Origin of the sequence: Streptomyces sp. NBC_01474 (assembly GCF_035918215.1) — a bacterium.
Taxonomy (GTDB): domain Bacteria; phylum Actinomycetota; class Actinomycetes; order Streptomycetales; family Streptomycetaceae; genus Streptomyces; species Streptomyces aureus.
Genome location: NZ_CP109449.1, coordinates 9,923,054 through 9,947,198, shown reverse-complemented (window position 1 = coordinate 9,947,198; position 24,145 = coordinate 9,923,054). Strand labels below are relative to the sequence as shown.

Annotated in this window: 21 protein-coding genes and 2 pseudogenes; 10 read left to right on the top strand and 13 right to left on the bottom strand. The window is 68.2% G+C overall.

Features of this window, described 5'->3' with window-relative positions; all coding sequences use genetic code 11:
* Window positions 1-321: 321 nt before the first annotated feature.
* The 4 genes from OG758_RS45520 to OG758_RS45505 form a co-directional block, all read right to left on the bottom strand.
* The gene (locus tag OG758_RS45520) at window positions 322-678 is read right to left on the bottom strand and encodes an arsenate reductase family protein (protein WP_326715295.1); all 357 of its coding nucleotides are present in this window, start codon (window positions 676-678) and stop codon (window positions 322-324) included.
* 55 nt (window positions 679-733) lie between these two features.
* The gene (gene folE / locus OG758_RS45515) at window positions 734-1,384 is read right to left on the bottom strand and encodes a GTP cyclohydrolase I FolE (protein ID WP_326715294.1); all 651 of its coding nucleotides are present in this window, start codon (window positions 1,382-1,384) and stop codon (window positions 734-736) included.
* A 164-nt stretch (window positions 1,385-1,548) separates the two neighbouring features.
* Window positions 1,549-1,812: a hypothetical protein gene (locus tag OG758_RS45510; protein WP_326715293.1), complete on the bottom strand. Its 264-nt coding sequence runs from the start codon at window positions 1,810-1,812 to the stop codon at window positions 1,549-1,551.
* A 73-nt stretch (window positions 1,813-1,885) separates the two neighbouring features.
* Window positions 1,886-2,428, bottom strand: a complete 543-nt coding sequence (locus tag OG758_RS45505; RefSeq protein WP_326715292.1) for a DUF2231 domain-containing protein — start codon at window positions 2,426-2,428, stop codon at window positions 1,886-1,888.
* A gap of 131 nt (window positions 2,429-2,559) precedes the next feature.
* Between OG758_RS45505 and OG758_RS45500 the strand changes: the two genes are divergently transcribed.
* Window positions 2,560-3,282: a helix-turn-helix transcriptional regulator gene (locus OG758_RS45500; RefSeq protein ID WP_326715291.1), complete on the top strand. Its 723-nt coding sequence runs from the start codon at window positions 2,560-2,562 to the stop codon at window positions 3,280-3,282.
* Window positions 3,283-3,454: 172 nt separating this feature from the next.
* Window positions 3,455-4,012 (top strand): DoxX family protein, encoded by a 558-nt coding sequence (locus OG758_RS45495; protein WP_326715290.1) that lies wholly within the window; start codon window positions 3,455-3,457, stop codon window positions 4,010-4,012.
* A gap of 200 nt (window positions 4,013-4,212) precedes the next feature.
* Here OG758_RS45495 and OG758_RS45490 read toward each other — a convergent pair whose 3' ends face one another.
* On the bottom strand, window positions 4,213-4,731 hold the full coding sequence (locus OG758_RS45490) for a hypothetical protein (RefSeq protein WP_326715289.1): 519 nt from the start codon (window positions 4,729-4,731) through the stop codon (window positions 4,213-4,215).
* A gap of 339 nt (window positions 4,732-5,070) precedes the next feature.
* On the opposite strand from OG758_RS45490, the gene OG758_RS45485 reads away from it, so the two are divergent.
* Both OG758_RS45485 and OG758_RS45480 read left to right on the top strand, forming a co-directional pair.
* Window positions 5,071-6,255, top strand: a complete 1,185-nt coding sequence (locus OG758_RS45485) for a PstS family phosphate ABC transporter substrate-binding protein (protein ID WP_326715288.1) — start codon at window positions 5,071-5,073, stop codon at window positions 6,253-6,255.
* 294 nt (window positions 6,256-6,549) lie between these two features.
* A pseudogene (locus OG758_RS45480) lies at window positions 6,550-6,881 on the top strand (protein kinase domain-containing protein); the annotation flags it as partial.
* 142 nt (window positions 6,882-7,023) lie between these two features.
* Here the strand turns inward: OG758_RS45480 and OG758_RS45475 are convergent.
* The 4 genes and pseudogenes from OG758_RS45475 to OG758_RS45460 all read right to left on the bottom strand — a co-directional run bounded on the left by OG758_RS45475 (window position 7,024) and on the right by OG758_RS45460 (window position 10,457).
* Window positions 7,024-7,857 (bottom strand): PIG-L family deacetylase, encoded by an 834-nt coding sequence (locus tag OG758_RS45475; protein ID WP_326716249.1) that lies wholly within the window; start codon window positions 7,855-7,857, stop codon window positions 7,024-7,026.
* A gap of 551 nt (window positions 7,858-8,408) precedes the next feature.
* Window positions 8,409-8,793 (bottom strand): annotated as a pseudogene (locus OG758_RS45470) (VOC family protein).
* A 97-nt stretch (window positions 8,794-8,890) separates the two neighbouring features.
* On the bottom strand, window positions 8,891-9,115 hold the full coding sequence (locus OG758_RS45465) for a hypothetical protein (protein WP_326715287.1): 225 nt from the start codon (window positions 9,113-9,115) through the stop codon (window positions 8,891-8,893).
* Window positions 9,116-9,452: 337 nt separating this feature from the next.
* A complete protein-coding gene (locus OG758_RS45460; RefSeq protein WP_326715286.1) occupies window positions 9,453-10,457 on the bottom strand; it encodes a LacI family DNA-binding transcriptional regulator in 1,005 nt (334 codons plus the stop codon).
* Window positions 10,458-10,711: 254 nt separating this feature from the next.
* Here OG758_RS45460 and OG758_RS45455 point away from each other — a divergent pair, with 254 nt between their 5' ends.
* The 5 genes from OG758_RS45455 (at window position 10,712) to OG758_RS45435 (ending at window position 18,177) form a co-directional block, all read left to right on the top strand.
* Window positions 10,712-11,638, top strand: a complete 927-nt coding sequence (locus OG758_RS45455; protein WP_326715285.1) for a carbohydrate ABC transporter permease — start codon at window positions 10,712-10,714, stop codon at window positions 11,636-11,638.
* A 5-nt stretch (window positions 11,639-11,643) separates the two neighbouring features.
* Entirely contained in the window at window positions 11,644-12,576 is a 933-nt protein-coding gene (locus OG758_RS45450) for a carbohydrate ABC transporter permease (RefSeq protein ID WP_326715284.1), read from the top strand.
* Window positions 12,577-12,641: 65 nt separating this feature from the next.
* Window positions 12,642-13,982, top strand: a complete 1,341-nt coding sequence (locus OG758_RS45445) for an ABC transporter substrate-binding protein (RefSeq protein ID WP_326716248.1) — start codon at window positions 12,642-12,644, stop codon at window positions 13,980-13,982.
* Window positions 13,983-14,036: 54 nt separating this feature from the next.
* The gene (locus OG758_RS45440; RefSeq protein WP_326715283.1) at window positions 14,037-16,085 is read left to right on the top strand and encodes a beta-galactosidase; all 2,049 of its coding nucleotides are present in this window, start codon (window positions 14,037-14,039) and stop codon (window positions 16,083-16,085) included.
* A 58-nt stretch (window positions 16,086-16,143) separates the two neighbouring features.
* Window positions 16,144-18,177: an RICIN domain-containing protein gene (locus tag OG758_RS45435; protein WP_326715282.1), complete on the top strand. Its 2,034-nt coding sequence runs from the start codon at window positions 16,144-16,146 to the stop codon at window positions 18,175-18,177.
* Between the two features lie 573 nt (window positions 18,178-18,750).
* On the opposite strand, the gene OG758_RS45425 is transcribed toward OG758_RS45435, so the two are convergent.
* Window positions 18,751-19,197, bottom strand: coding sequence for a DUF1772 domain-containing protein (locus OG758_RS45425; RefSeq protein ID WP_326715281.1), 447 nt, complete (start codon window positions 19,195-19,197; stop codon window positions 18,751-18,753).
* Between the two features lie 91 nt (window positions 19,198-19,288).
* Here OG758_RS45425 and OG758_RS45420 point away from each other — a divergent pair, with 91 nt between their 5' ends.
* Window positions 19,289-19,867 carry a TetR/AcrR family transcriptional regulator gene (locus tag OG758_RS45420; RefSeq protein ID WP_326715280.1) on the top strand — a complete coding sequence of 193 codons (579 nt, stop codon included), beginning with the start codon at window positions 19,289-19,291 and terminating at the stop codon, window positions 19,865-19,867.
* Window positions 19,868-19,992: 125 nt separating this feature from the next.
* On the opposite strand, the gene tnpB is transcribed toward OG758_RS45420, so the two are convergent.
* The 3 genes from tnpB to OG758_RS45405 all read right to left on the bottom strand — a co-directional run bounded on the left by tnpB (window position 19,993) and on the right by OG758_RS45405 (window position 23,928).
* A complete protein-coding gene (tnpB, locus tag OG758_RS45415) occupies window positions 19,993-21,450 on the bottom strand; it encodes an IS607 family element RNA-guided endonuclease TnpB (protein ID WP_326715279.1) in 1,458 nt (485 codons plus the stop codon).
* Window positions 21,447-22,022, bottom strand: a complete 576-nt coding sequence (locus OG758_RS45410) for an IS607 family transposase (RefSeq protein WP_326715278.1) — start codon at window positions 22,020-22,022, stop codon at window positions 21,447-21,449. Before OG758_RS45410 ends, tnpB begins: the two co-directional genes overlap by 4 nt.
* A 484-nt stretch (window positions 22,023-22,506) precedes the next feature.
* Window positions 22,507-23,928 (bottom strand): hypothetical protein, encoded by a 1,422-nt coding sequence (locus OG758_RS45405; protein ID WP_326716247.1) that lies wholly within the window; start codon window positions 23,926-23,928, stop codon window positions 22,507-22,509.
* Window positions 23,929-24,145 lie beyond the last annotated feature (217 nt).

Here is a 24,145-nt window from a genome sequence, read left to right as displayed (position 1 = left end):
TCGATACCTTCTTCACCAGCGCATCGGCGCGGAAGGTGCCCGCACTAGTGGTCATTTCGGCTCAGCAGGCCACCGCGAGGACACCTCTTCACGGCCCACACCCTTTTGCCCGCGCCTGCCCGGAGCCGTCACCCCTCCCCGACCCGACAAGGGACGACCCATCCCCCTGCGGTGGCCTGCGCGAGCCGCCCCCACCTCATGGGGTGAGAACTCTGGTTCGCCTCCTGGCCGGTCTTGAAGGAGTTGAGGGTCAATGCCACCGTGGGCGCCGACGCCTGTCGGCACCCACGTTCCGTTCGGCGAGTGCCGGAAGCCGACCCGTCAGGCGAGGAGCGAACGAACGGCGTCGGTCGAGCGGCCCACGACCGTCGTTCCGTCGTCTGCCGTGATGATCGGTCGTTGGATGAGGATCGGGTGGGTGGCGAGTGCCGCGATCCAGCGGCTGCGGTCGCCGGCCTCCCGGCCCCACGAGGCGATGCCCAATTCGGCGGCAATGGGTTCTCCCGTACGGGTGATGTCCCACGGCTCCAGGCCGAGCCGTCGCAGCACCTGCTCCAGCTCGTCCGCGGTCGGCGGCTCCTCCAGGTAACGCCGGACCGTGTACGCGGCGCCCTCCGCGTCCAGCAGGGAATGGGCGGAGCTGCACTTGGAACAGGCGGGATTGATCCAGATTTCCATGGCGTCGGTGTCTTTCGGTTCTGCCGGGCGAGGCACTCCGCCCTGCGAGGTGGTGTCAGGTGAGGCCGGCCAGGGCCAGGAATTCGCTGCGTGAGCGGGCATCGTTGCGCAGGGTGCCAAGGAGGGTGGAGGTGAGGGTGCTGGAACCGGTGGCCTGGACGCCGCGCAGGGTCATGCAGCTGTGTTCGGCTTCGATGACGACGCCCACGCCCTTGGGTTCCAGTTGGGTCTGGAGCCAGTCGGCGACCTGTTTGGTGAGGCGTTCCTGGACCTGCGGTCGGCAGGCGAAGTGTTCGACGACGCGGGCCAGTTTCGACAGGCCGAGGATCCGCCGGCCGGGCAGGTAGCCGACGTGCGCGGTGCCGACGAACGGCAGCAGATGGTGTTCGCACACCGAGCGCACGGGGATGCTGCGGGCCAGGACGAGTTCGTCGTAGCCCTCGTCGTTCGGGAAGGTGGTCAGGTCGAACGGGCGGGGGCTGAACAGTTCGGCGTAGGCGCGGGCCATGCGCCCTGGGGTCCCGCGCAGGCTCTCGGTTTCCGTGTGGATGCCGAGGGCCTGCAGGAACTGTCCAGCGGCGCGTTCAGCGGCAGCCAGATCGAGGCCGTCGGTTTCATGGACGACGCGCAGCGCAGCCTGTCCGGGTATCGCTGTCTCAGGATCACCGGGCGCCAGGTGCAGGGGGGTGCGGGGATGCTGGTTCATTTTCAGCTGCCACCGATACCAAGAGCGGTGAGCAGGACCAGGACCACGGTGACGACGGCGAACAGGCCGTGCCCTGCAACCACCGGTACGGGGAAATACCGCTCAGCGGGCTCGGACTCCGCACCCGGGGCGGCTGCGGCGGAACGGGACCGGTGGACCGGGAGTCACCGCGCCAGCATCGCGAAGCCGAGGAGGGCGACGGGTACCAGGAGGCCGAAGGCGGTCCAGGCCAGGGCGTCCTTGTCCGTGATCACATAGATGATCCAGACGACCAGGCCGACCGCGGCGAGTGCGAAGTGCCCGAAGATGACGGGGCCGGGCAGTCGGCTGTTGCCGGCCTTGGCTCCTCCGCGGGAGAGCCAGGTGCCGAGCATGTAGAAGCCGCCGAGAGCGGTGATCAACCAAGTGATCAGCGCGGCGATGTCCATGAGGACTCCTCGTGTCGAAGTGGGTACCCACCCGCGGCCACATCTGCGCGTGGCCACGCTGGTGGGGGAATGATCAGCCGGTGGGGCCCGGCGGACGGTGCGTGGGGACGAAGCCCTCGGCCTGGGTGGTCTCATCGGCTACCCGCACGCCGTAGCGGTAGGCGAGCTTTCCGCCCAGATAGCCGGAGATCCCCAGGACCACGAGGCTCACGGCGTTCAGGGTGAGCATCCCGCCTCCGACGCCGGCAGCGAGCCGGTGGTCGGTATGCCGCCACAGGAAATTGCCGGCGTAGGCGGCGGTCACGAGCAGGTTCAGCGTCATGTGGACGAGGCCGACGCGGAAGGCCCGGGTACCCGGTGGGATGGCGAACAGGTCCAGGAAGCCGACCAGGGCCGCGGCCAGGGCGCCGATCACCCCGAGCGCGATCAGCCACATCGCCCCCCGGACCAGGAAATCCGGATCACGCACTAGGTGCGAGGCGATGTCGAAGACCAAGCTGCCCACCCACGCACCGATCGGGACGGTGACCAGGATCGGGTGGAAGGGGTGCCCGTACGGTCCGGCCAGCGCAGCGCTCACCGGCCGCTTGGCCTGCTCATGCGACGGATCCACCATTCCGACCACCTCCAGTTTCACCAACAAATCTTGGTCTTATTCACCGGAGGCGTCAAGATACCCAGCCCTGCGACGAGCCGTGCGAGGATTCGACTAGTTGCACCTATCGGTATACGCGTTACTGTGGAGGTGTGACCTCTGACGTAACGCCGCAGATTCCCGCAGGTGACGCGGCGATCGAGTCCGTCAGCGTCCTCGGCGAGGACTCCCGGCGGCAGATGTTCGCGTTCATCCGGCGTCAGCGCCGACCCGTCACCCGGGACGAGGCCGCCGCAAGCGTGGGAATCTCGCGCAAGCTCGCCGCCTTTCACCTCGACAAGCTCGTGGACGCCGGCCTGCTGCACGCTCGGTTCGAATCACCCGGCGGGATCCGGAAGGTCGGCCGCCAGCCCAAGGTCTACGAACCCACAGACAGCCACATCCACGTCAGCATCCCCGACCGCCGTCACGAACTGCTGGCCGACCTCCTGCTGGAGGCCGTCGTGACCGAAGGCGACGGCGAATCCGCGACCCACGCCGCCGTGCGCACAGCCGGCCGGCGCGGCAAGGAACTGGGCGAGAGGGAGCGGGAGCAGACGCGTCCCGGCCGACTCGGCGCAGAACGTGGACTGAGCGTCTGCGAGCGTATGCTGGACCAGCACGGCTTCGAGCCGGTCCGCGAAACCCCCACCCAACTCCGACTGCAGAACTGCCCGTTCCACCCTCTGGCAGCCAAGGCTCCCGAGCTGGTGTGCGGCATGAACCACGCCTTCATCGCCGGTTACCTGCAGGGCCTGGAGGTAACCGGCGTAGAGGCGATCCTCGCGCCGCGTCCCGGGGAATGTTGCGTCCAACTAGGCCCCACAAGGGGGTGATGCGCGGCTCTGTTCACCACAGCGACGTCGTCGGGCTGCCGACCGAGGACGTCACCGACGCCACCTGGCGCTACCACTGAGCGCGGCCGGCAGAACCAGGGCCGCGGCGCCGAGATGACGGTGGGCGACGATCACGGGGACCGGCCCGGCGTTCCTAGACCGGAGCACTCCCATGGATACCAAACTCAACATATTCCGCCCTTCGGCGACGACGGAATCGGCAGCGCAAGGCACCGTCACAGCGAAATCGTCCGCCTCAGACTGGGGACTTCTGCTGATCAGGCTGACATTCGGGCTACTGATGGCTGGGCACGGCGCTCAGAAGCTGTTGGGCATCTTCGGAGGCAAGGGCCTGACGGAGACCGGGAAGGGGTTCGCTGCACTCGGCTTCCATCCCGGAAAGCTCTTCGCCTTGATCTGCGGTCTGTCCGAATTCCTCGGCGGCCTCGGCCTGGCTCTCGGACTGCTCACACCGCTCGCGGCCGCCGCCATCATCGGCGTAATGATCAACGCCATGGCAACCGTCACCGGGGCCCACGGCCTGTGGGAGACGGACGGCGGAGTCGAGTACAACGTCTGCATCGCCGTCGTTGCCCTGGCCGTCGCCGCGATCGGCCCCGGACGCCTGGCCGTAGACCGGTTCTTCCGTTGGGGTACGGGCGGCTGGCCCGAGGCTGCCTTCGCCCTCGGCCTGGGCGGAATCGCCGCCGCGATCGCCCTGATTATCTGAAGCGTTGTTGACGCGGGTGATCGCCAGATTCTCCACCACCATCACGCCGGACGTTCGGGCGATCTCGGTAGTGGTCCAGTGCCGCCAGTCAACGGCACACCACAGGGCCTACGTTTTCCACGGCACGGTCACTCTTGCCGCGATTCGATGGTGGCTCCGCGACTGATCTCAGCCACCGCAATGGATGCCCGATGGTCGCCTCAGTCGTCGGCAGCGACGATGAGCGTGATCCGCCCAGCCGAGCGGTCGATGAGCACGAACTCGTGGAAGTAGTCGTGCACGCGTCCCCAGTCGTGGATCGCCTCACCACCCAGCTCGCTGAGGTAGTAGATGGCATCGGCTGCGGTCAGGCGGTCGAACACCTCCCGCTGCAGATCTACCTCCAGCTCGGTGGGCACGCCCCAGAGCGGATCCACCCACTCCCGCAGGATCTGCACGGCCTTCTCTTGGTTGATGAGCTCGTACAGGTCAGGAGTGATCAACCGCAGCCAAAACGGACCGTGCCGGAGCCCGTCCGGCAGCACTCCACCACCTGCATAGTCGTCTCGGAACTGCTCATGCCCAATCAGTGAGGTGAGCAGCCAACCAACTTCCACGGACTCCGCAGAGAAGCGGAGCTGCTTGATGTCGACCCACCGATACCCGTGCTCCTTCGGATCCGGGACGTAGCGTCGGAAGTTGATGAAGGCGCTTTCCTCGTGAACGAGCCCGTTGTCCATGGTGCCAGCCTAGAAGGCAAGGAAGGGGGCACTACCGACTCACTGGACAGGCCCTAGCAAGTCCCGAGGCCGGTGAAGGCTCCTGGGCAGAGACCCTACGGGCGCGCAGAACGAGCAAAAAGACGATCTAGGGGATTTTCCCGCACAGGCGTGGACCGGTGCGAAGGCCCGACCCTAGCGTCCCGTTCGGCACCACAGCATCCCTGTCCCCCGGCACACCAATCCCCAGCATCCGGTCGCGAGCGTGCTGCGGGCCGTCACCGGCCCATTCCCCGCATCGCTCGGCCGCCCGGATGGATCCGCTTCGGGAGAGCATTGATGAGACGCACAGTTCGTACAGTGACCGCAGTGGCCATCGCCGCCACGCTGGCGACGGCGGGCACCCTCACCAGCGTGGCCAGCTCCGACAACTCAGCCGAGCATCTGACCGGTTGGGCCATCGCTCCGCAAAAACCGGTGACCCCGCAAACCGACCAACAGGACGAGTACAACCAGGCGCACGGCCGCCCGCTGCCCACCCCCGAGCTCCTGCAGCCCACCCTCGACGCCTCGCTCGCCAACTACCGCGCCAAGCCGAAGAACTCCCTGCACGGGGACTACCAATGCGGCGCCTCCGACGTGCTCGCCGACCTCTCCAAAAAGTGGATCAAGGAGTTCGAGGAGCACTACCCGAAGGTCCACATCGCAGTGAACCCGCCCTACGCAGGCAGCCTCGGCGCCCTCGAACTGATCAAGGGCAACCTCGACTGCGTCTTCGTCTCCCGCGAGCTGAAGCCCACTGACATCCAGGGGTTCCACGACGCCTTCGGCTACGACCCGCTGAGCATCCCCATCTCCGGCGGCAGCTACCGGCACTACGGCTTCCTGGACTCGATCGGGTTCATCGTCAACAAGGACAACCCGATCGACAAGCTCTCCTTCGCACAGCTCGACGCCGCCCTGTCCACCACCCGCAACCGTGGCGGCGCTGCCGCCAAGACCTGGGGAGACCTCGGCGCCACGGGCGAGTGGGCCGACAAGCCGATCCACATCGTCGGCATCCAGCCATGGAACGGGTTCGAGGAGTTCGTACGACAGCGGGTCCTCAACAGTGACGGCAAGCGAGGCGAGTGGCGCCCCGGCGTCGCGAGCGGCTCCACCGCGGCCGACCCGAACGTGCACTGGGAGAAAACGGTCTTCAACATCGCCAAGGACGTCAAGGAAGACCCGTACGCCATCGGCTACACCGGCATGGCCTACATCGACCAGCCGGTCAAGGTGCTCTCCCTCAGCCGTGACGCCAACGGCCCGGCCTACGCCCCCACTTACGAAAACGTCGCCTCGGCCGCCTACCCGCTGAGCCGCCTCACGTACCTGAACGTCAACAAGCGACCCGGCAAGCAACTGGACCCGGTCATAGAGGAACTCACCCGCTTCATCCTCAGCAAGCAGGGCCAGCAGACGGTCGGCAGGCAGCAGGCGTTCCTGCCCCTCCGCTCCGAACAGGCCACCACGAGCCTCAAGGCACTTGACAACGCCCCCTGAGCAGCGCCCGGATCAGGGTGGGGCCCTGCTGCACACAGCGGCCGGGCCCCACTCAGCGGCACCTCTCAGCAGCGATTCGGACGCAGACGCCTCGGTCATCGCGTCGAGCAGCTGCTGCAGGCGGGATCGGCTGCTCGCAGCGTCGAGAGGTGCTGGCATCCGCCTCCCCAGCAGGAGCCGCGAACCCTCGCGATTCCTCTTTGGCGAATTCAGCGGAGAGGTCCGCTTGCAGATCCTGTGGGCTAGCTCGGATCCACGAATAGCCCTGATGAGCACCGAGCCCCTTCCGTGCCCATCCGGCAGGCGTCGGTCACCTCCCCGCAGCTGGCCGAGGAGTTCGCCAAGCACATCCGTCGCGAGGCCCGCATCACCGCGCACATCCAGCACCCAGGTGTGCCGCAGGTGTACGACGCGGTGCTCGACGCGTCATACGAGCGGCTGTTCCTGCTGATGGAGCTCGTCGTCGGCGTACCGCTGTCCGCCTACCTTGACCCCGGCCGGCCGCTGCCGGTCAGCTGGGCGACCGCCGTCGCCGCGCAGGACGCGACCGCACGTCGTACGCGCACGACGTGCGGGTGATCCACGGGGACCTCAAGCCGGGCAACATCCTCGTCGCACGCGACGGACGGTGAAGGTCCTCGCCAGGCTTGTGACCATGGGCTGTCACACACCTTCCGAGTCAGCAGTGGACAAGCCTCCGGGTGTGTGACGCGGACGATCGCGCCATGCGGCCGACGAGCTTTCCCGGGCCCCGGTCGGACGGGCGGATCAGCGCAATCCGGCGAAGAGATCGTTCTCGGGGACGACCGCGCCGGTGGCGTCCTTGACACGTACGAAGGTCTCCATGCCCATCAACTCGCCGAACCTCTCCTTGCCCATCTTGAGGAAGAAGATGTTCTCGCCCTGACTGGCGTGCGCGGCCAGCGCATCGAACTTCTGACCGCTGAAAGCGGTGGTGTCCACCCACGTGGTGATCTCCTCGTCGGGCAGCCCAATCTCAGCCATCGCGGCGGCCTCGGCCGGATCCGGCTCCGGCATGTCCTCATGAAGCTCGCGCATGGTCTCCCCGAACCGCTGCATCATCGAGCGGGGCATCGTCGTCCAGTACACCTTCGGTGTCAGCGCGGTCATCTCCACCGCCGCCATCGTGATGCGGTGAGCCTGGATGTGGTCGGGGTGGCCGTAGAAACCGTTCTCGTCGTAAGTGACGACCACATCGGGCCGGTAGTGCCGGATGAGTTCCGCAAGCCGGGCGGCGCCTTCCTCCACAGGGGTCTGCCAGAAAGATCCGGGGGCGTCGTTGCTCGGCCAGCCCATCATCCCGGAGTCGGCATAGTCCAGCATCTCCAGATCGCTGACCTTCAGCACCTCACAGCTCGCCTCCAGTTCCTGACGGCGCATCAAGGCGACAGCCGCCGGATCGTGCCCGGGACCGCCCGGCTTAACACCCCCCGGCCCGTCACCGCAACCGCCGTCGGTACACGTCACGAGAACCGTGCGAATGCCCTCCGCCGCGTACCGCGCGAGGACTCCTCCGGTTCCGGTGGCCTCATCGTCGGGGTGAGCGTGCACTGCCATCAGCGTCAAAGGCCGGTCAGTCATGGAACAGTCCTCCTGCAGAAATACGTCTCGGTCCAAGTGCGCGGCGTACCGCGATCCCAGGGCCCGGATCCTGGTGGGGCGGACGACCTTGTGGTCTCCGTGTTCCCCGCCCGTGCGGCGCCGGTCCCTCGTTCGATGCAACCGTGCCGGTAGGACCGGCTGTTCCCGGCGCGGCGCTCGGTTTTCCAGACGTCGGCGTTTCAACACGAATGAGGTACAGGCGCGACGGCCTCGGCTTCTCAGCGCCACGCCGGAACCGACTTCCATCCGGCACCAGCCGTGAGATTCCGACGCGGAAGCCCGCGCTCGCACTCGCCGGGCTCATCCCGAATTCCGGGCCAGACGGCAAGGATTCGCTGTCATCGAACGTCACGGGGCCGGAATCCGTGTCAAGAGGCTCAATTGGATGGCAGGGGACGGTTTCGGAGGCAGTTGGTGATCTACCGGATCTGGAATCTGGGACGTGAAATGACGGCATTGCATGGATGCGAACGTGGGGACGGCCAGCCGCCCGAAGGGTGGCTGGCCGTCGAGGCAGGTAGCGACAGAGGTCAGAAGCTGTGGCAGAACCTTCGACCCGAAGGCGACTGGTTGCCGCCCATGGGTGCACGGCTTAGATCGACTACACAGAAGAGGTTGCCGTCCGGATCGGCGAGAACAACGAAGCCAGGATCCGGCGGGTAGAGATTCCGTTCGACGGCCTGTGCATCAAGTGAGACAAGCCCCTGGACCTCTGCCACCTGCTCCTCCGTGGTACCGGTGAAGAGGTCCAGGTGAGGACGGGGACGTGGCTCCGCATGCGACGTGCTGCACATCAGGCCGAGGGCCCTGCCGGTGTCATCGGCGTGATTGAGCGCCTGTCACGTCTCGCTGTTCCTCGGTGGCGGCCACGTCCAACGCCTCCGTCCAGGACGCGCCTGCGCGGAATCCAGGCAACTACCTGGGTCTCGGGACTCGCATCCGCCTCTGCTGCTAGAAACGGCTCCTCAACCTCACCGTGCAGGACACGGTCTTGCTGCCGTTCGACGGCCCATCAGACGGGTCGGTCCGACTCCTGTCGAAGGACGCGGCGAGCCGCCTCAGCCTCGGCTGCCGGCGGGGACACCTCGTCGAGGACATCGAGCTCGTCATCCCCCTCCAGCTCCCGTTCCCAGGCTGCGGCGAGCCGCTCCTGTTCCTCCCCGGGCCTGGCCACGACGGTCTCTCTGTCCTCAGGTGCCAGGGCCGCCAGGAAGCGTGCGACTGAGTCGTTCGGCATGCTAAACACCCTTCGCTGGGCATGGTGCTGGTCCGGGCTCAGCATGATAAATCGGTCCGGCGATCGCGGCCCGACACAGCCGCAGCACACCCGGATGGCGCCATCTCGTTGTAGACGCTCCGCCAGTTGCCGTATTTCTCGGGCAGCTGAATTCACTGCGTTCCGGTCTGGAAATTGAAAGTGATCGCATCGATCACCTCACGGTGATCCCGCCACCGGCCACCCGGCTTCGGCGTCCGGACCGGACCGAACCGGGAGCAACGGCTCGGTCCGTGCCCACTGCATGTCAGTCGACGGCGCAGCCGGACCAACGACCAGCTGTTCCAAACGGAACTGCCTAGCCCCGCCCGCCCTCTCGCGACGGCGGTCGCCCCGTGCTCTCCCGCACCACCAGCCGTGTCGGCACCAGCGTGGTTCCCGGTTCCGCTTCGCCCTGCCGGACCTGACGCAGTGCGCTCTCCACGCAGCGGCGGCCGACCTCGGCGAAATCCTGGTGGACCGTGGTGAGCGGCGGCTGGAACGAGCCGGAGTCGGGGATGTCGTCGAAGCCGATGACCGAGACGTCGTCGGGGACCTTGCGGCCCCGCTCTTCCAGGGCTCGCAGCAGGCCGAGCGCCATCTGGTCGTTCGCCGCGAACACCGCGGTGCAGTCGTCCTGTTCGGCCAGGCGCAGGCCCGCGCGGTAGCCCGAATCGGCCGACCAGTCGCCGCGTACCAACGGTGGGACTGCGCGGCCTGCGGCCTCAAGTGCCTTGCGCCACGCGTCTGTTCGGCGCTGTGCGGCGAACGACTCGGAGGGGCCCGCCAGATGCCAGACCGTGCGGTGGCCGTGGTCGAGGAGGTGGCGTACGGCGTCGCGGGTGCCGCCTGCCTGGTCCGTGTCCACCACCGCGTAACGGTCGTCGGCGTCCGAGTCCGCGACCACGACCTTCACGTGGGGCGGCAGCGTGAGACTCGCCGAGTCGAGCAGGTGGACCTCCATGATGACGATGACCGCGTCCACCGCCAGTTCGCCGAGGCGCGAGAACGCGCCGCGCACCTCGTCCTGGGTGGGCACCGCGACGGGGAGGAGTGTGACCGCGTAGCCCTCCTGTGCGGCCGAGGTCGCGATGGCCTCGAGCGTGCGCATGTTGCCTGTGGTGGAGAGCGTGAACGTGATCACGCCGATGGTGCGGAAGTCGCCTCGTTTCAGCGCCCGCGCCGCGCTGTTGGGGCGGTAGCCGAGGTCTTTCATGGCGGCGAGGACCCGCTCGCGTGTTTCCTCGTTGACGCCGGGAAAGCCGTTCGAGACACGGGAGACCGTCTGGGACGAGACACCGGCGACCTGGGCGACGTCGGCCATGGACGCGTTGTGTGTGCGGCGCCGGGCATGGGTCCTGGCGCGCTCCGGGGCGCTGTCCGTTGCTCCCACCGTTGGCCTCACCAGTCGAGTTGATCGTTCACGGGCGACTCTTGACCGTCCTCTGCGAGGCAGTGTAGACATGCCGCCACCGAATGTTTACGCAAACATAACACCTGGCGGTCGCTTGCGCGCCGGAATGTTTACGCAAACATCCGAGCACCATCCGCGAGACACGTACGAGCGAGGGACGCGAGATGACGACGCTTCAGCCGCCGGCCGCCGCAAGGCCGCGACCGGCCGGGCCACCGGTACGCAGGGCGCGCCGCTCCTGGACGGGGTGGGGGTTCATCGGCCCCTTCGTGCTCGTCTTCGCCCTCGTCTTCCTGGCGCCGCTCGCGTACTCGGTCTATCTGAGCCTGTTCCGCACACAACTCATCGGCGGCACCACCTTCGTGGGCCTGGACAACTACCAACAGGCCTTGCAGGACGGCCAGTTCTGGGACGGAGTCTTCCGCGTCGGACTGTTTCTGCTGATCCAGGTGCCGATCATGCTCGGCATCGCCTTGCTCGTCGCCCTCGCGATCGACAGCGGCCGCCTCTACGGCAAGGACTTCTTCCGGATCACCGTCTTCCTGCCCTACGCGGTACCCGCCGTCGTCGCGACCCTCATGTGGGGCTTCATGTACGGCACCCGCTACGGCTTGGTCGGCGACGTCAACGACGCGTTCGGCGTGAAGCTGCCCGACCCACTGTCCGCCGACCTGGTCCTCGCGTCCATCGGCAACATCGTGACCTGGGAGTTCGTCGGCTACAACATGCTGATCTTCTTCGCCGCGCTGCGCGTCGTACCGCACTCGCTGTACGAAGCGGCCGAGATCGACGGCGCCGGACAGTGGCGCGTCATCACGGCCATCAAGCTTCCCGCGATCCGCGGCGCCCTCGTCATCGCCACGATCTTCTCGATCATCGGCAGCTTCCAGCTCTTCAACGAGCCCGCCATCCTCCAGAAGCTCGCGCCGAACGCGATCACCACCGACTACACCCCGAACTTCTACACGTACTCGCTGTCCTTCTCGGGCCAGCAGCAGAACTACTCCGCGACGGTCGCCATCGTCATGGGCGTGATCACGATGATCGTCGCCTACGTGGTCCAGCTGCGCGGCATGCGCAAGGGAGCGTGAGCGCGATGACCACCACCACCGGCTCCGTGCGGCCGACGGCGCCGCTCAAGTCCGACGCCCCGCGCCTGCGTTCACCGCGCCGCCGGATACCCGGCCGCCCCCGGCGCAGCGTCCTGCTGACCGTGCTCACCGGCGTCGTCCTCGTCTACAGTCTGCTGCCGCTGGTGTGGCTCCTGATCAGTGCCACCAAGTCCCAGCAGGGCCTGGCCCGTTCGTTCGGCCTGTGGTTCGACGGGAACTTCGACCTCTGGCACAACATCGGCGAGACGTTCACTTATCAGGACGGTGTCTTCGGCCGCTGGCTCCTCAACACCCTCCTGTACGTGGTGGTGGGCGCGGGTGGCGCCACCTTCCTCGCGGTCCTCGGCGGATACGCGCTCGCCAAGTTCGCCTTCCCCGGCAAGCGCGCCGTGTTCGCCGTCGTCATCGGGGCGGTCGCGGTGCCGGGCACGGCCCTTGCCGTCCCCACGTTCCTGATGTTCAGCAAGATGGGGCTCACCGACACCCCGTGGGCCGTCATCATCCCGTCGCTGATCTCGCCGTTCGGCCTGTATCTGATGTGGGTGTTCGCCACCGAGGCGATCCCCACCGAGCTGATGGAGGCCGCCCGCATCGACGGCGCGAGCGAGCTGCGCACCTTCTTCCAGGTCGCCCTGCCGCTGCTCGCGCCCGGCACGGTCACCGTCCTGCTCTTCACCACGGTCGCGACCTGGAACAACTACTTCCTGCCGTTGATCATGCTGAAGGACCCCGACTGGTATCCGCTCACGCTCGGCCTGGACTCCTGGAACAAGCAGGCGCAGACGGCCGGCGGCGAGGCCATACCCCACCTGGTGCTCACCGGCTCACTGCTCACCATCGTGCCGCTGATCGCCGCCTTCCTGCTGCTCCAGAAGTACTGGCAGTCCGGGCTCTCCGCCGGAAGCGTCAAGGAGTAGGCACAGCACCGCAGTTCACGCCCCGTAACCCTCTGTTGGACCACGAAGAAGTGGAAGCCATGCCCATGCCCAAGAACTCCCGCCGCCTGCTGCGCGGCATAGGTCTCCTCTGCGCCGTCGCCCTCGGGGCCACCGCCTGCGGCGGCTCCGACAACGACAGCTCGAGTGACAAGCAGGTCAGTTCGGCCGACATCCAGTCGGCGCTGAAGAAGGGCGGCACCGTCACGGTGTGGGCGTGGGAGCCCACACTGAAGCAGGTCGCCGCCGACTTCGAGAAGAAGTATCCGAAGGTCGACATCAAGCTGGTCAACGCGGGCACCAACAACGACCAGTACAAGGCTCTGTCGAACGCGATCTCGGCGAAGAAGGGCGTCCCGGACGTCGCGCAGATCGAGTACTACGCGCTCGGCCAGTACGCCCTGACGAAGCAGATCACCGACCTCAAGACGTACGGTGCCGAGAAGCTGGCGGACTCGTACTCGCCCGGGCCGTGGAACTCGGTGAAGTCCGGCGCCGGCGTCTACGGCCTGCCCATGGACTCCGGCCCGATGGCGCTCTTCTACAACAAGAAGGTCTTCGACAAGTACAAGATCGCCGTCCCGACGACCTGGGACGAGTACGTCGAGGCCGCCCGCAAGCTGCACAAGGCCGACCCGAAGGCGTACATCACCAGTGACGCCGGCGACGCGGGCCTGACCACCAGCCTGCTGTGGCAGGCCGGTTCGCACCCGTACAAGGTCGACGGCACCAAGGTCGGCATCGACTTCACCGACGCGGGCGCGAAGAAGTACACCGACACCTGGCAGAAGCTGATCGACGAGAAGCTCGTCGCGCCCGTCACCGGCTGGACCGATGACTGGTACAAGGGCCTCGGCGACGGAACCATCGCCACGCTGCCCACCGGCGCCTGGATGCCCGCCAACTTCGCCTCCGGCGTGAAGGGCGCCTCCGGCGACTGGCGCGTCGCCCCCATGCCGCAGTGGGAGAAGGGCGCGCACAGCAGCTCCGAGAACGGCGGCAGCTCGCTCGCGCTGCCCGAGCTCGGCAAGAACAAGGAGCTCGCCTACGCGTTCGTCGAGTACGCCAACTCCGGTGCGGGCGTGCAGACCCGCATCAAGAACGGCGCGTTCCCCGCGACGACGAAGGACCTGAACTCCTCGTCGTTCCAGAACACCGAGTTCCCGTACTTCGGCGGCCAGAAGGCCAACAAGGTCTTCGCCGAGTCCGCGAAGAGTGTGCCCACCGACTGGAAGTACCTGCCGTACCAGGTGTACTCCAACTCGATCTTCAACGACACCGTCGGCAAGGCGTACGTCTCCTCGACCAAGCTCACCGCCGGGCTGAAGTCCTGGCAGGACGCGTCCGTCAAGTACGGCACCGAGCAGGGCTTCACCGTCGAGAAGTAGCCCGCCGCCTCCCGCGACCGCACCTGTGGAAGACCGCTCCCCGAAAGGACGCGCATGACCGCCCCCCTCACCTCCCGTTTCCCGTACGCGAAGGGCTCGGACGGCACCCGGCGCCTCGGCTACGGAGCCGACTACAACCCCGAGCAGTGGTCACGGGAGGTGTGGGCGGACGACATCCGGCTCATGCGTGAGGCCGGGGTGAACGTCGTCTCCCTCGCCATCTTCTCCTGGGCGCGGCTCCAACCCACGGCCGACACCTGGGACTTCGGCTGGCTCGACGAAATCATGGACCTGCTGCACGCGGGCGGCATCGGCGTCGACCTGGCCACCGCCACCGCGTCGCCGCCGCCGTGGCTCACCACCGCGCACCCGGAGATCCTGCCGGTGACCGCGCAGGGCGAGACACTGTGGCCGGGCGCCCGGCAGCACTGGCGGCCCACCTCACCCGTCTTCCGCGAGCACGCCCTGAACCTCGTCCGCCGCCTCGCGTCCCGCTACGCCGACCACCCGGCCCTGGTCGCCTGGCACGTCAACAACGAGCTGGGCTGCCACAACGTCTACGACTACTCCGACGACGCCGCCCGCACCTTCCGGGCCTGGCTGCGCCGCCGCTACACCACGCTCGAGGCCCTCAACAACGCCTGGGGGACGGCCTTCTGGTCCCAGCGCTACAGCGACTGGGAGCAGCTACTGCCGCCGCGGCTCGCCGCCTCGCACCCGAACCCGACCCAGCAGCTCGACTTCAAGCGCTTCTCGTCGGACGCTCTCAAGGACCACCTGCTCGCCGAGCGGGAGATCCTGCGCGAGCTCAGCCCGGACACGCCGGTCACCACCAACTTCATGGTGATGCCGGGCACCAAGGGCATGGACTACGCGGACTGGGCGGACGAGGTCGACTTCGTAGCCAACGACCACTACGTCACCCCCGGACCGCAGGACCGCGACGAACTCTCCTTCTCCGCCAACCTCAGCAGCGGCATCGCGGGACACCGCCCCTGGTTCCTGATGGAGCACTCCACCAGCGCCGTGAACTGGCAGCCCGTCAACCCACCGAAGGCCCCGGGAGAGCTGGCCCGCGACTCGCTGCTGCACGTCGCGCACGGCGCCGACGCCGTCTGCTTCTTCCAGTGGCGCCAGTCGGCGGCCGGAGCCGAGAAATACCACTCGGCGATGGTCCCGCACGCCGGAGCCGACAGCGAACTCTTCCGCTCCGTCGTCGAGCTGGGCCGCACCCTCGACGCGCTCGCCCCCATCGCGGGCAGCGAGCGCGAACCCGCCCGTGTGGCGATCCTCTTCGACTGGGACTCCTGGTGGGCCGGCGAGCAGGACTCCCACCCCACCTCCCGCCTCGACTACCACCGTGAGGCCCTCGACTGGTACTCGGCGCTGCTTCGTCTCGGCCACCGCGCCGACGTGGTGCCCGCGCACCGCACCGACCTGTCCGCGTACGACGTCGTCATCGCGCCCGTCCTGCACGTGGTGCCACAGCCGCTCGCCAAGGAACTCACCCGGTACGTCGAGGGCGGCGGCCACCTCGTCACCACGTACTTCTCCGCGATCGTCGACGAGAACGACCACGTCTGGCTCGGGGGCTACCCTGGCGCGCTGCGCGACGTCCTCGGCATCCGCATCGAGGAGTTCGGGCCGCTGCTCGACGGCGACACCGTCGACCTGGACAACGGCACCTCCGGCAGCCTGTGGACCGACCGGATCTCGGTCACCGGCACGGACGTCGAGGTCCTGGCGGGCTACCGCACCGGCCCGTACGCGTCGCGCCCTGCCGTCACCCGGCGTGGCACGGGCCGCGGCTCGGCCACGTACGTGTCCACCCGGCTCGGCGCCGACGGGCTGACCGTGCTGCTGCCCGAGCTGCTCGCGCCCGCCGGGGTGACCAGCGAACTCCCCGAACACGCACGGGGGTTGGTGGAGCACGCCGTGCGGCGCGACGCCGAGCACCGCTACCTGTTCCTGGTCAACCGGAGCGACGAGCAGGTGGCGCTGCCGGGTCTGACCGGTGATGTGCTCGTCGCGCCGCGCACCGAGGGCGACGGCCTCGTCCTGGCGCCCCGCCAGGTCGCCGTCCTGCGGCAGTCCGCCTCCTGAATCCACCCGCTCTCGCACCACCGACACTCCACCCACACCACGACATTAGGAGCACACGTTGGCGCGCTTGACCCGCAGACGGTTCATCGGCATCGCCGCGGCCACGGCCGCGGCCGCAGGAACCCAGCTCTCAGCCGCACCACTCGCCGCCGCCGCGGCCGTCGGCGCGGCGGTCACGGTCACCCCCGACCCCTCGTACCGGCAGGAGCGGTTCGAGGGGTGGGGCACCAGCCTGGTCTGGTTCGCGAACGCGACCGGACACTACCCGGACGAGATCCGCGAGCGGATAGCCGACCTCGTCTTCGGCCGTGACGGCCTCGCTCTGAACATCGCCCGCTACAACATAGGCGGCGGCAACGCCCCAGACGTTCCCGCCTACTTGAGGCCGGGCGGCGCCGTCGAGGGCTGGTGGAAAGCGCCCGAGGGCACCACCCGCACCGACACCGACTGGTGGGACCCCGACAACGGGGACCACTGGAACGGGGACGCCGACGCCACCCAACGCTGGTGGGTGGACCGGATCAAGAAGGACATCACCCACTGGGAGACGTTCTCCAACTCGCCGCCGTACTTCATGACGGTCAGCGGCTACGTCTCCGGCGGCTTCGACGCGTCGAAAGACCAGTTGAAGGAGGCGTCCGTCGACGACTTCGCCACCTATCTGGCCGGGGCGACGCGGCGCCTGGAGAAGGCGCACGGCATCAAGGTGAAGACCGTCGACCCGTGCAACGAGCCCAACACCAGCTACTGGGGCACGAAGTTGGGCGCCGACGGGAATCCGACCGGTGGCCGTCAGGAGGGCTGTCACATCGGCCCCGCCCTCCAGCAGAAGATCGTGCCCGCGCTGCACGCCGCGCTCAAGAAGGCGCGGACGACGGCAGTCGTCTCAGCAATGGACGAGACCAACCCGACGACGTTCACCACGAACTGGACCAGCTACCCGGCCGACGTGAAGAGCCACGTCGCCCAGATGAACGTCCACACGTACGGCACCGGCGGCCGGACCTCCGTCCGCGACCTCGCCAAGGCCGACGGCAAGCCGCTGTGGATGAGCGAGGTCGAGGGCGACTGGGGCGACGGCCAGTCCTTCACCGACATGCGGCCCGGACTCGGGCTCGCCCAGCACATCGTCGACGACCTGCGCGAACTGGAGCCCAGCGCCTGGGTGTTCTGGCAGCCCGTCGAGGACTGGGACAACATGAAGCCCGGCGGGGAATCCGCCAAGGGGGGCAACTGGGGCGAGATCCAGGTCTCCTTCAGCGCCGGCCCCGACGACACCTTGGAGACCTGCCCGGTCCACACGAACACGAAGTTCGACACCGCCCGCAACTTCACCCACTACATCCGCCCCGGCGACCACCTCATCAAGACCGACGACACGAGCAGCACCGCGGCCGTCACCCGTGGCGGCAACGGTGCCACCGTCGTCCACGTCAACAGCACCACGTCCTCCCGCACGGTGACGCTCGACCTGTCGAAGTTCGGGACCGTACGCCAGGGCGCGACCGTCACCCCGGTCGTGACCAGCACGGACGGCAAGCTGGCCGAGCAGACGCCGGTCGCGGTGACGGGCCGTACGGCCACGTTCACGGTGCCCGCGCAGTCGGTGACCACGTTCGTGATCAAGGGCGTGTCCGGGGTCACGAAGGACGCCGCGACGCTGCGCAAGGGACGAACGTACGAGCTGACCGGCGTGCAGAGCGGCAAGGACCTCACCGTCGCCGACGGCGGCAGCACACTCGTCATCAAGTCGGGGACGGGTGCGGCCGGTCAGCGGTGGCGGCTCGCGCAGATCAGCGGGGAAGGACCGGCGAACCGCAGGCGGCACGTCTTCACCAGCGTCGCCGACGGCAGGCGGCTGGCCGTCCGCGACGGTGCGCCCGTCGTCGAACCCGATAGGGACGAGCGGGACGCGGCCGCGCAGTGGATCCTGTCGACGACGGGCGACGGCACGTACACGCTCGTCAACGCCGGTACGGGCCGCCTCCTCGAGGTCGGCGGACAGGCCACCTACGAGGGCGCGCCCGTCGGGACCTGGCAGCCCAACTCCGGTTCCAATCAACGGTGGAAGGTCACCGACGTCACGTCCTGAGGAACGCGTCGGCGCGCCCCACGGCCTCGTGCCGTGGAGCGCGTCCCTCGCGGGGTTGCCCCGCTGGTGCCACCCGCTCCCGAGCGGCGCCGACTCCATCCGGGACGGTTGCGCGTTCCCGACCGGGCAGCGCCGGTCGACGTGATGTATGTGCTGCGAACCGGTGTGGCCCTGGCCGGGCGTTCCCGCGGAGAGAGTGAGCTGTTCCGGAGGGACGGCCTGGCGCCGGCTGCGGGACTTGACCGAGGAGGCAGGCGTCCGGCCCCGCCTGCACGCCACTCCGTTGAGTGAGCTGCGCCGCGCCGACCAGCTGGATCTGGACGACTGCGCCGTGGACGGCCCACAGGTCCGGATCCTCAAAGGGGGAGCAATCGGCCCCTCGCCGGTCGACCGCGCCCGCCCCGGCTCCAAGCACCATCGTCGACCGCCATGGAACCACGCTCGCCGTCACGCCACCGACTGCGGGTTCGTCACGGCCCGGCGCGCCCCAGGCAGGGAGCGGGATTTCGGTGACCCGCTCCCTCCCGCCGAGTTGGGCAGTGCGCGCCGCCGACATGGTCTGGGCCCACGGACTCAGACGAGGGCTGCGGCCAGCAGGGCGAAGGCGGCGATGATCACGGCGACGCGGACGTAGTGGAAGCGGTCCCAGCGGTTCATCTGCTCCTTCCAGTCGGCGGGCCGGTTCTCGGGGGTCCATGTCTTGCCCCGGTTGTTGATCGGGACGAGCAGCAGGATCGACATGATCACGCTGAGCATCAGCAGCGCGCCGGCGGTGACGACGAGGCCGGCGCCGTCGTGGTGCCATCCGGCGACGGCCCAGACCGCGACGAGGACGAGCGAGCCGATGTACCAGAACGGCATCACGGCGCCGAGCATCCGGCCCCCGTGGGCGCGGCCGAGTTGGCCGCTGTCCTCGGGGAGTGCGTTGAAGATCCGGTTCATGACGAAGGCGACGGAGAACTCCACCCCCACCATCACGCCGACGATCACGGTGGTGACGACCTCGAGTGCGTTGAGCATGATGACCCCTCCTGGAATCTAGCGTCGCTAGGCGATGGTGCAACGCTAGCACTACTGCCGCTCGCTTGTCTAGCGATGCTAGGATCGAATCATGTCGGTACAGGAACGCAAGCAGCGCGAACGGGCGGAGCGCGAGCGCCTCATCGTGGCAACAGCCCGCGAACTCGCCGAGCAGCAGGGCTGGGACGCAGTCACCACCCGCCGGCTCGCCGAGCGCATCGAATACAGCCAGCCCGTCCTCTACAGCCACTTCCGCGGCAAACGCGAGATCATCGGCGCCGTCGCCCTGGAAGGCGCCGCGGAGATGGCGGCGGTCGTGCGCGCCGCGGCAACCGCCGCGGACGGCCCGCGCGAGCGGGTCGCCGCCCTCGCCCGCGCCTACCTCGACTTCGCCGCACGCAACCCGGCGGTCTACGACGCCTTGTTCCAGCTCGACGGCGGCCTGGCTTTCGCGCAGGAGGACACCCCGGAACCTCTCAAGGACGCCTTCGCCGCCCTGCTGGAGAGCCTGGGCGAGGTCGCCGGGGACGGCGTCCACCCGGGGCTGTTTACCGAGGTGTTCTGGGCGTCCCTGCACGGCCTTGCGACCCTGACCCGGGCGGGACGGCTGCTGCCGGAGGACGCCGCACAGAGGGTGGAGCTGCTGGTGGACCGGCTCGCCGTGGTCTGACACACCGTCCCGGCGGACGGCAGGTGTCCTCGGGCCCCCCGCCGCTCGCCACCCATCGCAACCGTTGCTCAGAGCCTCAGTAGCTCTCAGCATTCCGGGCATTGCGGCCCGGAAGGTCCGTCACATCACCAAAGCGTGGGTGCTTCGGCTTGAGTACGGTCTCTCGTTTCCGTCTGCCGCTGGTGCGGCAGGGTTGCGCCACCTGCCCGCCCGCCCGTGGCCTTGCGGCTGCGGGCGGTTGCGCGGGTCTTACGGTCGGCTACACGAGGCTTCGACGCCGCCGGGGCGGTGTCCTGGTCTCCGGCCACTCCGGTACCAGTTACTGCGGCTGCCGCGAGGGCTGCGAGGTTGAGTGCGGCGTTCTCGTCCCGGTCGAGGACCAGGTCACAGGCGTCGCAGTGGTAGGTCCGCAGGTGCAGCGGCAGCTTGGCTTTCGCTGCGCCGCACCCGGAACAGGTCTTGGAGGAGGGGTACCAGCGGTTGGCGACCACGAGGCGGGTGGCGTGGCGCTGGCGGGTCTTGTACTCGAGCTGGTGTCGGATCTGGCCGAATCCGGCGTCGGCGATCCGGCGGGCCAGGCGCCGGTTGTGGAGCATCCCGGCGACGTTGAGGTCCTCGACCACGATGGTGCCGTACTCGGCCGCAATGCTCGTGGTGAGTTTGTGCAGGGCGTCGGCGCGGAGGTTCGCCACCCGGTGGTGAACCCGATTGCGGGCGGCGTTGGCCTTCTCCCACCGCTTCGAGGGCTTCTGTCCGGTGCGTCGGTCGGGTCCCTGGCGTCGGGAGACCGTGCGAGAGGCGTGGCGCAACTGCTTCAACGCAGTGTCCAGGTGCCTCGGATTGGCCACTTCGTGGATCTCCCCGGCGCTGTCGGCCATCACCGCGAGGGTCTTCACACCGAGATCGATTCCGACCGCCACGCCGGGCCGGGCGACGCGCACCAGGTCACGCTTCACCTCGGTCTGCAACGACACGAACCAGCGCCCGCGCTCGTGCCGGACGGTCGCCGAGAGGATCCGGGCCGTCCCGGCCTGAACGCGCGCGAGGAGTTTCACCGTGGGCTCGTGGGTGCGCAGTGTGCCGAGCCGGGGCAGCGTGACGTGCCGGCCGTCGGCGTCAATACGGATGGTGCCGGTGGTGAACCGGCAGGACAGGCGCGCTTTCCGCTTCGACTTGAACCGCGGCGCACCCATCTTTTGGCCATGGCGCTTGCCCTGCTTGGACTTGGAATAGTTGTCGAACGCAGCGGCGGCGTTCGCCAGGCCGGTGTTGTACGCCTCCTTGGAGTTGTCCTGCCACCAGGCGGCAAACCTCGGGTCGGTGTGCTTGACCGCGTTGAACGCCTTGCGCAGCGCGGGCAGCGACCACGGCCGCCACTGGGTCAACTGCTCCTGCGGGATGCCGTAGGTGGATTCGGCCTTGCGCTGCCACCACGACGCCTCGATCCAGGCAACCGCCCAGTTGTAGGCGGCCCGTGCCGCACCGCAATGCGAGTGCAGTGCCCGCTCCTGGGCAGCGTTCGGTTCCAGAGCGAACCGGTACGCCTTAACCACGAACCCGGGCTGCGGCCGGAACTTCTTCACCCGGCAGCCTCGCCGGTCGCCACGGCCACCGCGCGGGCGGCACGCTTCTTCGCCCCCCGCCGCCCGTACAGGCGCGCACACATCGACGTCAACACCTCGGTGACGTCCCGCACCAGGTCATCGGCGCTCTCGGAGGGGTCAAGGACAACCAGGCGACGCCCTGACGCGGACAAGACGGCTTCGAGGTGCTCGACGCCGAACCCGGACAGCCGGTCTCGATGCTCGACCACGATCACCACCGCCTGCGGGTCCGACAGAACCCGGTGCAGCTTGCGCCGACGCCCGTCCAGTCCCGAGCCGACCTCGGTCACAACCTCCGCAACCCGCAGGCCAAGACCAGTCGCCCCCTGGACCACACGCGCCACCTGCCCGTCAAGGTCCAACTCCTGGTCCGCCGACGACACTCGGCAGTACGCCACGACGCGGCCAGACACCTCCGAAGCGGGCTCGTCGACCAGCCACGTGCCGGACGGCGTCTGGCGCACCGGGACCGGCATACGGCCCTCTTTCGCCCACGTCCACGCGGTCTGGTAGTGCACGCCATTGCGCGCCGCCCACTCGGAAAGCTTCACACAATCAAGATAATACATGAGAAAAGCTGAGATTCACTGACGAATTACGCAACAGTTGGTGGCCCCTCCCTGCCCGTGCCCACCGACGACGCGTACACGGTCGAAGAAGTCCCGTTCACTGCATGCGACCAGCTGCTGCAGTACACCCACGGCGTCAGCGAAACCCGCCACTGCGGCGGCAACCACCGTCGCTACCACCCCAACGCTGCAACTGCCTGCGCGTCCCGCTTCTTCAAGCGCCGCCGCCCATGCCGTGCCGCCATCACTCCCCTACTCCCCCATGGCCGCGATCTCCGCAGTGTGAAAGCCCTGTCAACCCCGGCAAGACGCAGGGTCAGGCGCCTCGACATTCACCGGTCCAAGCGGGGAGAGCGACTCCCGGGGGCCGGGATGCCAGTAACGGTTGATCGTCACTCCCACCACTCGAGTTCGGTGTGACGACACGACGCCGGGTCGGCGCCGGCGCCGAAGGAAGCTGGCGCATTCAGCCTCCGCCCCGTTTGGCCTCCCACTTGCGCCGCCGCAGCACGTGATCGCTGAAGAGGTGTCGGCTGCGGTCGAGCAGTTGCTCCACCTCCGGGTCGCCGCGCTGCATGTCCGCCGACGGATGCCAGCGCTGTACGGACTGCCCGGCCCAGGTGCGCAGCTTCACATCCGGGTCGTCCAACAGCCCGACCGCCGCCCGCAGTGCCACGACCCCGCCGCGCGCGTCGAGCAGGCGGAATGCGGCGAGCCGGATGTGCCGTTCCCGCGCCGAGCCGGTGCGTTCCAGAAGCCAGTCGGCGGGAAGTTCCTTTGCCGACGGAAGCAGGGTGATGGCCGTCTCGCGCGCGACACTGGGGGCACGGTCGTCGAGAAGGGGGCGTAGCTGCTCCACGTCCGCGCAGTCCAATACCCGTAGCCCGGCGACGGCCCGAGCACGCACCCCGGCCGCCGGATGCGCGAGTAGCGGCCGCAACAGCTCGGCATCCGCACGCGCCCCGCACTCGGCCAGTCCGATGACGGCGTCGGGCCGCAAGTCGGGGTTGTCCAGTGCCGTGCACTGCTCCCGATACCAGGCCGCCGGATCTCCTCCGTTTTGTCGTACTACATATCGGGCACAAGCGCGCACCAGCGCGGATCGGTCGCTGAGAAACGCCTCCGCCTTCTCTGGCCGCCCTGCCTGTCGCAGCGCGGTGACGCCGGCCGATCGGGTACGCGGGTTGGCCGCGGTCAGTAGCGGCGGAAGTACATCGTCGTACGCCCCCTCGTCACGTAGAGCGGTGAGCGCCGCTGTGGCGCACAGGTCCTGGACCAAGTTGTCCTCGTCCTGGGCGGCCGCACGGGCCAACTCGGCCGGGCGCAGCAGCCGGCCCTCGACGGCCAGCCGGTACCCGAACCGCCGCACGATGCGGTCGGGGGAAGTGAAGAGAGCAGTGAACTGCCTGTGGGTTGCCCGGCGCAGGACCTCTCCGAGTGTCTCGACGCCGAAGGCACCTCTGTCGCGGCGGCCGACGCGCAGGATCAGCAGTGCAAGGTCGAGGGCAGAGTCCACATCCAGGACCTCACGCAGCAGCTGCCGGGCGCTCTCGCGCACTGGACTGGCCCAATCGGTGCAGCGGATGACGATCAACGGCAGCAGACCGGGGTACCGGGCCGACTGACTCACCGCCTCCTGACGGATCCGCCCATCGCGGTGGCAGAGGGCAAGTGCGAGCCGCGATTCGCCGAGCCGAGTCAGATCGACGGGCAGCGGCGCGGTGTGTTCCCATTCCGGCAGGAACTGCGAGCGGTACCAGGCCACTTCACGTACTCCGGCGTCCAGCGCGAGCCAGTCGTCAGGGTCTGCGACATCAAGCGTGTTCCGAAGCGGCGCACCTGTCGCGAGCTGCACCGCTGCCACGGTCCCGTCGCCGATATCACGCATTCCCGCCCCCTCCGGCAGTCGTATCGGGTGATCGTACGGGCGGGGTGCGTGCATGGCCCGCGAAATACGGCCGAAGCCCGGACTGACCAAATGCCCCGCTCCGGGGGCATCGCGGAGGATGTGGCCGCTGTACGCGGCCGGGTTCACCACCGCTTTCGGAGCCCACGGAATCGCCGCCGGTCTCACCCGGGTATCGCAGATTGTTGTCGCCAACACC